This window comes from Rufibacter sp. JT20002 (assembly GCF_056491185.1).
This window is the reverse complement of record NZ_JBSZJY010000002.1, coordinates 566,362-578,370: the sequence shown is the minus strand read 5'-3', so window position 1 is coordinate 578,370 and position 12,009 is coordinate 566,362. Positions and strand designations below refer to the sequence as shown.

The following is a 12,009-nucleotide window of genomic DNA, read 5'->3' as shown; positions in this document are numbered from 1 at the left end:
TTTTTGCGTACTTTTGTAAAAGAAAGGGAGAAACAGATGCAAGAGACAGTAGTCATAATTGGAGGCGGCGCGGCCGGATTTTTCGGGGCGATTACTTGTGCCGAGACCAACCCCACTTTACGGGTTATCTTACTGGAGAAAACAACCAAATTGCTTTCCAAGGTAAAGGTTTCTGGCGGCGGCCGCTGTAACGTCACGCATGCCTGTTTTCAACCATCGACTTTTTCTCTGTTTTATCCCCGAGGGCAGAAAGCCTTGAAAAAGCTGCTCCCCTATTTTGGAGCAACTGACACCGTGGCTTGGTTTGAGAAACGGGGAGTGAAACTGAAAACCGAGCCTGATGGCCGCATGTTTCCGCAGTCCAACACCTCAGACACCATAGTGGATTGCCTTCTCCAGGCTGCCCGTAAAGCTGGCGTGGAAATTAAAACAAGTGTTGGGGTTGAAGAAATCAAAGTTCAGCCAGAGGCACCACTCCAGGAGAAATTTTCTTTACAACTAACCAACGGCGAACGCCTTTTTCCCTCCAAAATCTTGGTGGCCACGGGCGGCAACTCCAAACCTGAAAATTACCAGTGGCTGCAGAAACTGGGGCACACCATTGAATCTCCGGTTCCCTCTTTGTTTACGTTAAATGTTCCTTCCTCACCGTTTAAGGATTTACAAGGCGTATCTGTTCCTAAGGCTAGGATAAAGTTTACCGGGCAGAAACTTGAAACTGAAGGCCCCTTGCTGATCACCCATTGGGGATTGAGCGGTCCTGCCGTATTGCGCTTCTCGGCATGGGGGGCTCGGCTGATGCATGGCTTAACCTATACCGGCACGGCCTTGGTAAACTGGGTGCCAGACATAGCCGAAGAACAGGTGCGGCAGCAGATTCTGCAGCAGCGTCAGAACTCGCCTCGCAAAACAGTGTACACGAATGCCCTGTTCCAATTACCTAACCGGCTATGGCAACGTCTCTGCGAGTTAGCCGAAGTACCAGCGGAGGTGAAATGGTCAGAGTTGGCCGGAAAAGCCCAGAATAAGTTGATTGAACTTCTTCTTCGTACCCCATTTGAGGTGAAGGGCAAAACTACCTTCAAAGAAGAATTTGTGACTTGCGGCGGAATTAAACTAGAAGAACTGCACCTGGAGCGTATGGAGAGCAAGTTGGTTCCGGGGTTGTTTTTTGCTGGCGAAGTAGTAGATATTGATGGGGTAACTGGCGGGTTTAATTTCCAAGCAGCCTGGACTGGTGGTTATCTGGCTGGTAAAGCGATGGCGGAGCAGGGTTAAACCTAATTAAGAGTTGGTGTAGCTTCTGCCTGTCTATTTCTCAATAGCTTTTTTTGTTGCAGTTTTGCTTTGGTGGGCTCAAAGCCGCAGGGCCTCGTCTTCCGGTTGAGCGCCTTTGTTTTAGCCTTGGCCAGTAGGCCTGCCTGCGGCACCAGGTCTAAAACAAAGGCGCTCAACCGGAAGACTGGAAAAGGCTTCTTCAAACTTGAAGTTGCTTAGCCACTACCATTTTCCATGGTTCAAGTCTTTGACTTGGACCTACCACGTCTGCAGTTTGCAACTGCAGTGAGGCAGCAATCTAATAAAAGGAGTTTCAGATTATACCCCTTATTGGTGTTGTCACCAACAACCTTCAAAATTTTCACCCTCATAGACTTTCTACTGGCAAATCTACTTCTGCTTAGGTTTATTCTGGGCTTTCTTTTCTGAAATATATCGCAAACCGGTTGGGGTAGGTACAAAAAAAATCGCGGTCTCTTTTGGACCGCGATTTTTTTAAAACAGATACTAAACCCTTTATTAACTTTTAAGCTCTGTCCCTCATTTATACGGGAGGTATTTTGCCCGGGTTACGATATCTGAAAAAATATTTTAGAAATCTCTTCTTTTACGTTCTCTGAAGCCCCCGCCGCTGTTACCACGGTCACGGTCTCCTCCACCAAAGCTTCTGCCACCACGATCTCCACCGCCGTAGCTTCTGCCTCCGCGGTCACCGCCACGGTCTCTGTCACCACCGAATGAACGGCCGCCTCTATCGCCACCGCGGTCACGATCGCCGTAGGTTCTTCCTCCGCGGTCACCACCACGGTCTCTGTCGCCACCGCCCCGGTTGTTGTTGAACGGTCCATCATAGAATTTTTTTCTAGGACGATCTTCCAGTTCCTGAAGCTCACGACCGCCTTCCGCGGGGTCCATGTTCTTCTTTTCAGCTTTCTGGAATTTAACGGTCATGCCATTAATCTCGGTTACCGCTAAACGGTCCAAAATCTCAGCTGTGTATTCTGTGGGCACTTCAATGAAGCTGAAGCGGTCATACAAGTCAATATCGCCTACTTTACCACCTGGGATGCTGGTGTTATCGGTTAAGATATCTACCAGGTCTTTCGGGTGTAAGCGGTCTTTCTTGCCTAAGGTAACAAAAAGACGGTCAAAGCCTGGTTTAGGACCACCTTTGGCTTCACCAGCTTCGGCGCTCTTCTCCTTGTTTTTGGTGTCTTTCATCACCATTTTCAACAAAGCGGCTGCAATGTCAATAGTAGTGAAATCTTGGTCAACAAGGCGCTCAATCTTCAGGATGTGCTTAGACAAGCCACCTTTCTGGATTACTTCTTTCACCTGGTCTAATACCAACGTCGTGCGCACTTCAGCTACATCCTCATAAGTAGGTACGTTCTGACGTACGATCTTGGCCTTAGTGAAACGCTCAATGTCACGCAGTTTATACAGGTCTCTACCCGCTACAAACGAGAAAGCTTTCCCTGATTTACCAGCACGACCGGTACGGCCAATACGGTGAACGTAGTTTTCCTCGTCTTGCGGAAGGTCATAGTTAATCACGGCCTCTACGTTGTCCACGTCAATACCACGGGCAGCCACATCAGTCGCTACTAAGATCTCCAGGGTACCGGCTTTGAACTTCGTCATCACGTTGTTCCGCTGGTTTTGGTTAAGGTCACCGTGCAGACCATCGGCAAAGTAGCCGCGGGCTTGTAGGTTGCTTACCAGCTCGTCCACCATGCGTTTGGTGTTACAGAAGATGATCACCACCTTGAAGTTGTACATGTCAATCAGGCGAGTGGTCACTTCCATCTTGCCGCCGCTGCGTACTTCAAAGTAGATTTGCTCTATGTTAGTCACAGTTAACTGTTGCTGCGTTACCTTCACAATCTCAGGATTGGTCTGGTACTTGCGCGTCAGCTCCATGATAGGCTTGCTCATAGTTGCCGAGAAAAACACTGTCTGGCGATTTTCTGGCATTTTGGTCAGAACAAACTCAATGTCTTCTCTGAAACCCATGTCCAACATTTCGTCGGCCTCATCTAAGATGATGGTTTTAGTGGTTTCCAGGCGAAGGGTTCCTCTTTCAATATGGTCCATCACGCGGCCGGGTGTCCCGATCACGATTTGTACCCCCTGCTTAAGGGCGCGTAACTGGCGCTCATAGGGCTGACCACCATAGATAGGCACTACGCTGATGCCTTTTTTATATTTTACTAGTTTCTGAATCTCTTCTGATACTTGAATGGCCAACTCGCGGGTTGGGCAAAGGATTAAAGCCTGTACCTCGCGGTTGTCAGGGTCAATACCTTCAATAGTAGGGATCGCGAAAGCGGCAGTTTTGCCAGTACCGGTTTGGGCTTGTCCGATTACGTCGCGGCCTTCCAATAAAATAGGAATAGCAGCAGTCTGAATAGGAGAAGCCTCTTCGTAGCCTAAATCCACGATAGCGCGCTGGATTTCTTCCGATAACGGAAGCTCCTGGAATTTAATTCTTTCCATTAATTTTTGATAGTGTGATTAAAAGACAATACACCTGCCCTAGGGTATTCGTCATTTATCAAGATTTCGTTGCGGGAATCCGCACAGAGGTTTGCTTGAGAAGTGCCTTTTTGCCAAAAAATGAGACCAACGAAGTCTCGGCGTGTATTGTGGTGCAAAGGTACGCAAAAAAATAGTGACGTCCTAATATATAAAAGAAACTAGCTTAATAAAAGGAAAATAGATAGATATATTTTCAAGATGTAGGCCTAACGGTAATTGGCTGATTTATGTGGTGAAATTAGTTGATTTTTATTTTGATTTGCGGACATCGTAGGCGCTTGTCCATAAGTTTATGAGCGGCTCCTTCCTTAGTTTCTGATAAGCGCTCAGCCCGCGGAGCCCCGTCTTCAGCGCTCGCGCTGTACTAGCTTCCTTTGCTCCTTAAAGGTCGAAATGCATGCGGCACCGGAACCTGCATAGGCGCTCGCCCGAAATACTGGATTTAGGGGAAGCAGCATGAGCTGTAATGTTAGAATTGTAGAGACAAGACAGTACCTTGTCTCTCTTCCATAGTTCAAGTCTGTGACTTGGACCTACCTTAGTCGGAAGTTTGCAACTTCCAGAGGGCACAGGTTAAAATTAGCATCTGTAACACGGCACTACTCAGTACTTGTTTTGTCGATGGTAAAGGATCAGGTAAAAAGGGGCTATAGTTTGCGGCTGAGAAAGACTTTTCGGACACTCGTGAAATTTGGGGCGCCAACTGGCCCTTTTTGCGGGTATTCGTTTGTCCAGACCATTTCATTGTCAGAGACAATAGTAATCACGTACCTAAAGGAATAACCTGGGCCAAAAAGCCTTTAAACATGTCAGCTCCATTTTCTTGCGATACCGTGTAGTTCCAGGCATTTGCGGGCCATTCACTCATATAAAGCATTCCGCTCACCATGGCCTAGATGTGGAGACCAACAGATTCGGTTTCTGTTACAACTCTGCCATTGGCGTCTATCACTTTTTAAAATTATCTTGGTTTATTTCCACTCTCCGGGAATGTATTCCTCCATAGAGAATTGGGGCTCATCGTCGTTTTTACAACTGCTGAGAATAAGTAAAAGAAGCAAGAAGTAAAGCAGTAGTTGTTTTTTCATGGCACGTTTCCATCATGGTGTTTTGAAAATAGCTAAAAAGTGAAAGCCAAGTAACTGTCTGTTCTTTTTTGCCTATTTTCGTGAAAACAGCGCAGAAACAAATCACCTATCCTCAGAATTGCTGATTTCAAATTCTAATTTCTAATCCACAAAAGAGTGCCTGCATCTTTTAAAATTTTTTCCTCCTCAGCCGGGTCTGGCAAAACGTATCAGCTTACCAAAGAATACCTGAAACTGGCCCTGCAGAGCGAAGACCCCTCCTATTACAAGAACATTCTGGCCATCACCTTCACCAACGATGCCGCCCAGGAAATGAAAACCCGCATTTTGGGAGCCATGCGGGTCTTCAACGAACCAGGCCTTCAGGAGAAGGTTAAAATTAAAAGCGATGACCTGTTACTAAACATATTAAAAGAGATACAGGCAGAATATGCTCAACCGCACCTAACCGAGGAAGCTTTGCGTGGGCGGGCAGCCCGGGTATTTGATCACCTGCTGTTCCATTACTCAGAATTTGCGGTTAGCACCATTGACTCCTTCGTGAACCGGGTGGTGAGTGCGTTTACTACGGAACTGAAGTTACCCCACAACTTTGAGGTAGACATGGATGCACAGACGTTGCTCAGCACCGCGGTAAGCTTGTTGTTAAACAAAGTAAACACCCAAGCCGAGAACAAACTACTTGCAGAGACCCTGCAGCAGTATGCCTTGGAGAAAGCCGAGGAAGGCAAAAGCTGGAACGTGTTACCCGATGAACTAGCAGACTTTGCCCGGCATCTGCTTAACGAGCAAACTTATGAACACCTGCTTGACATAGGAAAGCTCACCCTCCAGGACTTCAAGAAGATACGCACCTCGCTTTACACCCAAAAACAGGACATAGAGCAGCAGATCAAAGGCTGCGCCGAGGAAGCGATGCGCCTCATTGAAACCAGCGGCCTTTCCCCTGCCGATCTCTCCTACGGCGACCGGGGCATCTATTCGTATTTCCGGAAGTGGACCCGTGACTTTGACATCACCACCGCCAACAGCAACGCCGCCAAAACCGTCTCAGATGACAAATGGCCCAGCGCCAAAGCCAGCACGGGTGCCAAGGCCAGCATAGACCAGATAAAGCACCGGTTGGCCGACTTGTACCGACAAATTGAAGATTTGAAGGAGCGCGAGTCCCAAAACTACATCATCATTTCGGCCATGCTGCCGCACTTGTACAAGTTATCGGTGCTGAGTGAGTTGGAGCGCTGCATTCAGGAGATTAAACTGGACAAGAACCTGGTGCACATCTCAGAGTTCAACAAGCGTATCACCGAGATCGTGTTGCAGGAACCCATCCCGTTTATTTATGAGCGGCTGGGCGAGCGATACCAGCACATCCTGATTGATGAGTTTCAAGATACCTCAGTGCTGCAGTGGAACAACCTTCTGCCCTTAGTGGAGAATGCGCTGGCGAGCGACAACTTCAACATGGTGGTGGGCGATGCCAAACAGGCCATTTATGGTTGGCGCGGAGGCGAGATGGAGCAGATTCTGCACCTGCACCGCAACCAAACCCACCACCTGTACCAGAACTCCCGCTTTGAGGAGAACGTGGCCCCACGCTACGACACCCTGCGCTGGACGCTCACACCAGCTTACCTGAACACCAACTACCGAAGCGCCCCCGAGATCATCCACTTCAACAATGAGCTGTTTCAGTTCATTAGCCAGACCAATCCGCAATTTCCGTTGCTGCAGGCTATTTATGATGATCAGTTTAAACAGAAATCACCGGAAGGTAAAAAAGAGGGCTTGGCGCACTTGCAGATCTTGTTTACCCAGGAAGAAGTTTCGCCTTACAAGTTTGATTTAGATGCTTGCAAGCAAACAGGAGAAATCTACGAAGGCTACGCCGAAGAAGACCTTCTCTCCTACCAGGAAAGCACTTTGCAACTGGTGCTGCAGATGGTGCAGCAAGCCCAAGCCGATGGGTACTCCCCAAGGGATATTGCCATCCTGAGCCGAACCAATCGCAACAGCAAACTGGTGGCTAATTTTTTAAAACAAAAGAAGTACGACATCATCTCGCAGGACTCACTTTCCCTGCAATTCGCGGAGGTCATCAACCTAATCATTTCGTTTTTCAGGATCTTGAACCAACCTGCCAATGCTTTGGCCCGGTCCCAGGCCTTGTACCTGGTTTACAAAGTAGTACACCAGCAACTGCCTGACAGCGCCACCACCGCCAAAATTGCGGAACTGGCAGTTGACCCTAACATTGACCCCTTCTTCCGGTTTCTGCAAGGGCAGGGTTTTGACTTGGCATACCGCGATGCCGGGAACCTGTCTATTTATGAACTGACCGAAAAGCTGATCAGGGTATTTGACTTGTTGGGCAAGAACAACGAGTGCGAGTACCTGTTCCGTTTCCTGGATCTGGTGCTGGAGTACACGCTTAAGTACAGCAACAACCTGAACAATTTTCTGCAGTACTGGGACCTTAACCGCGAAAACCTGAGCATCAACACTCCCAAAGACCGCGATGCTATCACCATCACCAGCATTCATAAATCCAAAGGGTTGGATTACCCCGTGGTCATAGTGCCTTTCTGTGATTGGAGCCTGGAGCCGCAGACCTCTTCCCTTTTGTGGGGCACCTTACCCGAAGAAATCGCCGCCGGCGGAAAACTGCGCACGGCCGTGGTGACGTTGAACAAGAAACTGGAGCAGACCGCCCTGCAGGAACAATACTCCCAGAAGCTGGAGAAAACGTTCATTGAAAACCTGAACATGCTGTACGTGGCCCTTACCCGGCCCGTGGACCGCCTGTACCTCATCGGAAAAGCGCAGGATTTTAGGAAAGGTGGCGCTCAGAAAAACGTAAGTTACTGGCTGCACAAGTACTTAGAGAGCAAAGAACTCTGGCAAGACGGCACCTATTGCTACCAATTAGCCAAAGGAGCGCCGCAGGCCGTTAGTCATAAACCTGTAACCCAAGACGTGTACGTGTTGGACAAATTCACCTCCGCAGATTGGGCTCGCAACCTGAAGCTAAAGCAGCACGCGAACAACGTCTTCGATTTTGAGACCCAACAGGAACATCGGCGCTGGAACCGCAAACTGCACTTCGCGCTTGCCCGCATCACCTACGCTGAGGAAGCACCTAAGGCGCTCCGGCAACTGGTGCACCAAGGCATTATATCACAGCGGGAACTGCAAACCCTCACTCAGATGGTGCAGCACGTGTTGCACCACCCGCAGATGCAGCATTACTTTAGCCGATCTGTAACGGTGGAGAACGAGCGCGAAGTATTGGACGTGCGCACCAACCGCTATAAACCAGACCGCATCGTGTTTGGGCAGAACGGAGACGTGACACTCATTGACTACAAACTTCCTCCCGCCAAACAAGAGTACAAAGACAACCTGAACTCTTACGCTACCCTGTTCAGAGAACTGGTGTTTAGTAAGATATCCTGCGTAGTGTATTATTTTGAAGAGGAACGCGTAGAGGAATGGGAGTATCTGGCAGAGGTAACTCAATAGAGTAAGTCCCTTGTTTATCCTTATAAGCCCCAGTTTCGTTTCAAAGCCCTTTTAGGTAAATAGGCTCAGAAACATAACTGGGGCTTTTTTGCTTGGTGGAACATAAACTATCACCTTTAGAACCGCCGTGCCAAAAGAAGAAAAAATTCTTCCCTTAGATGTTGGCTTTTCTTTTGAGAATGTAGTGTCGGTTATCCACTTTTACGTTAGGGTCTAGGTAGGTCTCTACCAATTCCCAACCCTGCCCCGCCAGGTGGTGGAGGGCATCAATGGGCGAATTAAACAATAGAGGCTTACCAGAAGGATCTTTCACCAAATCAGTCAGTTGTTTCCGCTCCTGCCCGAAGTCTACGGCAATGGCAACTTTGTTGGAGAAGGTTCTTTCTACTATCAAAACATCACAGTACTCGACCGTTCTTTTCAAAGGTGTTTCCTGCGCAAAGGAGGTGCCGTAGAGCAGCGAAGCTAAGGCTACCAGGTAGAAGCTCTTTTTCATAGTGAGGGATTAAAGGTTAATGATAAAACTACCCGATCTTCCTCAAAAAACCTGCCATTGTACCCCTTCTTGAACCTTCCATCATAAAATATTAGAAACTTACTACACATAGCAGTAATTGCTCCTGAGTGTGTTTCATTTACCAGATAATTACCTTAGCAATTCACAAGTTTGATTTCTGAAGACTTCAGGCAACCTTTTATTTTATACAGCTTTCTGTTTAAGCCCCTACTTTTATTCACCGAGAAAAAACAGGCTTTTATCCGGCAAATCTTTGCTTGTTCCTCTGATCTTACTTTTTTATCTCCTATTTTACAGTACTCATCGAAACATAGATAGTAATCATGCACCTACACTTACCTTTGTTATATCCAATTAAAATCTAAGAATTGTTTTACTGCCCTTTTTACACAACTACAAACAAACTGGTAGAGGCGTAGGCCTCTACCCTCCTTTTCCCACCCACTCCTACATCTGAGTACTCCAATCTGTACTTAACTCCTTTATTGCAGATCAAGAGCCAAAAGCAAACTTGTTTCAGGGGTGTTTCAACCAAAACAGATCATACCCTCCAAAGGAAGCATAGATGAGGCCTTTGAAAACTTACAAGGAGAGTTGCTTTACAGCAGTATACCATAAAGGCTGGAGGCAAACTTCTAACCCCATGAAAGACAATCAGAAAGGGAAAAGTTAGGGCTACTAAGGGCTTAGCAGGTTATTAAGGCTTTTTCTTTTCGTATCTTCCTGATTTGGGTAAAACATTTTCAGTTGGTTTCTTCGTACTCTTGGAAGTATATAATAGGAAACCATGGACAAAATAGTAACCGAACCAGATGTTGTGTTGATTGGGGCGGGCATCATGAGCGCCACCCTGGGTGTGATGCTAAAACAGCTGCAACCGGATCTGACCATAGAAATATATGAGCGCCTGGATGAAGTGGCCTCTGAGAGCTCTGACGCTTGGAACAATGCCGGCACTGGCCACTCAGCTTTTTGCGAACTAAACTATACCCCTGAGCGGGCCGACGGCTCCATCGACATTTCCAAAGCCGATGTCATTGCCGAGTGGTTTGAACAGTCACGACAGTTTTGGGCTTTCTTAGTTGAGAAAGGCATTCTGGCTGACCCCAAGATGTTCATCCGCAGTGTACCGCACATGAGTTTTGTGTGGGGAGATAAAAACGTGTCTTTCCTCCGGAAGCGCTACGATGCCATGACCAAGTCTCCGCTGTTCCAGGGCATGCAGTATTCTGAGGATTTCGACCAGTTGAACCAGTGGATGCCGCTCATCATGAAAGGCCGCAGCAGAGATGAAAAAGTGGCAGCCACGCGCATGGAAGTAGGTACCGATGTGAACTTCGGCTGTCTTACCCGCCAACTCTTCAAGCATTTGAAAGAAATGGGCGGCGTGGAGCTTTACCGGAACCACGAGGTACGCTCTTTCCGTCACAAAGACGATGGCATCTGGCGCGTGCGCATCAAAGACCTGACAACCGGCCAGAAACGCAGAGCCCGCACCCGCTTTGTATTCATAGGCGCTGGTGGAGGCTCTCTTCCCTTATTACTCGCGACCGGTATTCCGGAAGGAAAAGGCTTTGGTGGGTTCCCAGTAAGTGGCCAGTGGCTTAAGTGCACCAACCCCGAGGTAATTGCCCAACACCAAGCCAAGGTGTACGGGAAAGCCGCAGTCGGTTCACCGCCCATGTCGGTTCCGCACTTAGATACCCGCGTCATCAATGGTGAGAAAGCGCTATTGTTCGGACCTTACGCCGGTTTCACGACCAAATTCCTGAAAAAAGGCTCTTTCTTTGACTTGCCGCTTTCCATCAAACTAAATAACCTCCGCCCGATGTTGGCAGCGGGCTACACCAATATCCCGTTAACAAAATACCTCATCAACCAGGTGAGGCAGTCGCCCGAAGACCGTTTGGAGGCCTTGAGGGAGTATGTACCTACCGCCCAAGCCAAAGACTGGGAATTAGAAATAGCAGGTCAACGCGTGCAGGTGATCAAGAAAGACCCTAAACGCGGCGGTGTTCTGGAATTCGGGACTGAAGTGGTGAGTGCCGCCGATGGTTCCGTTGCCGCTTTATTGGGGGCTTCTCCGGGAGCTTCCACGGCCGTTTCCATCATGGTCAACCTCATTCATAAATGCTTCCCCCAGAAAGCAAACTCCCCTGAATGGCAGGAGAAGATTAAAGAGATGATTCCGTCTTATGGGCTTTCGCTGGCGGATAATCCGCAAATGTGTGAGGAGTTTAGAGCCCACACCGGCAGGGTGCTTCAGTTAGAGGAGCCGCATCCGGTACAACGATAGTTTAAGTAAAAGCCTCAGAGATTGTTCTGAGGCTTTTTTGTTTTTAAGAGTATAGGTTTAAATGCAGGCATTAGATGTCAGATGAAGCTTTCGGTCTATCTGTGTTGAGTTGTTTTAGATAATTGATTTAGAGGAAAGGCGCTTTCGGTCTTTAGAAGCTTTGTTGTTTCATCTCTGCTTTGGTGCGCTCAAGGCCGCGAGGCCTCGTCTTCCGGCCTCGCGCTTCTGTTTTAGCCTTGGCCAGTAGGCCTGCCTGCAGCACCAGGTCTAAAACAAAGGCGCTCTGCCGAAAGACTGGAAAAGGGTTCTTCCAACTTGAAGTTGCATAGGAGAAGGTTTACTAGTCTAAAGAGTTTACTGTGTAAAATGATTACCTCCATTCTTATCCTTCGAGACAAGTCGTATTGGTTTGTTGGAATTTAGAATGGGTTAAGGTATTGCACAAGGAATTTCTACTTTGTTGAAGGTAAGATTTTACTTGTATGTCAAATCTAAATTTCTTCTTTTCCGTTTAAGAACTTTCTTCGAGAATTAGAGTAGTAAATCTATAGAAGGCTTTTATTTCTATAAAAAAAGAAATACCTGAAAGGGTTGATGTAACCTTTAACTATATAGAACATAAAGCAGTATAAATTGAAATATATTCATAAATTAGTAGAAACTACAAGTTTATTCTCGTAAATACCACAGGTACTCAGCTAGCAATAACAAAGCGGAGATTCTCTTGTGTTTGAAGTAGAAAAGAAGACTTGAGAGGAGAATTGGAA

Annotated in this window: 5 protein-coding genes; 3 read left to right on the top strand and 2 right to left on the bottom strand. The window is 47.6% G+C overall.

Annotated features, from left to right (window positions below; genetic code table 11):
• Positions 1 to 36: 36 nt before the first annotated feature.
• The gene (locus ACW9SV_RS11920) at positions 37 to 1,278 is read left to right on the top strand and encodes a BaiN/RdsA family NAD(P)/FAD-dependent oxidoreductase (RefSeq protein ID WP_479556990.1); all 1,242 of its coding nucleotides are present in this window, start codon (positions 37 to 39) and stop codon (positions 1,276 to 1,278) included.
• A 591-nt stretch (positions 1,279 to 1,869) separates the two neighbouring features.
• On the opposite strand, the gene ACW9SV_RS11915 is transcribed toward ACW9SV_RS11920, so the two are convergent.
• Entirely contained in the window at positions 1,870 to 3,777 is a 1,908-nt protein-coding gene (locus ACW9SV_RS11915; protein WP_479556989.1) for a DEAD/DEAH box helicase, read from the bottom strand.
• Positions 3,778 to 5,063: 1,286 nt separating this feature from the next.
• Between ACW9SV_RS11915 and ACW9SV_RS11910 the strand changes: the two genes are divergently transcribed.
• Positions 5,064 to 8,429: a UvrD-helicase domain-containing protein gene (locus ACW9SV_RS11910; protein ID WP_479556988.1), complete on the top strand. Its 3,366-nt coding sequence runs from the start codon at positions 5,064 to 5,066 to the stop codon at positions 8,427 to 8,429.
• Between the two features lie 154 nt (positions 8,430 to 8,583).
• Here ACW9SV_RS11910 and ACW9SV_RS11905 read toward each other — a convergent pair whose 3' ends face one another.
• Positions 8,584 to 8,925 (bottom strand): hypothetical protein, encoded by a 342-nt coding sequence (locus ACW9SV_RS11905; RefSeq protein ID WP_479556987.1) that lies wholly within the window; start codon positions 8,923 to 8,925, stop codon positions 8,584 to 8,586.
• 808 nt (positions 8,926 to 9,733) lie between these two features.
• Between ACW9SV_RS11905 and ACW9SV_RS11900 the strand changes: the two genes are divergently transcribed.
• Complete coding sequence (locus ACW9SV_RS11900; RefSeq protein ID WP_479556986.1) at positions 9,734 to 11,242, top strand: malate:quinone oxidoreductase; 1,509 nt, start codon at positions 9,734 to 9,736, stop codon at positions 11,240 to 11,242.
• The last annotated feature ends 767 nt before the right edge of the window (positions 11,243 to 12,009 follow it).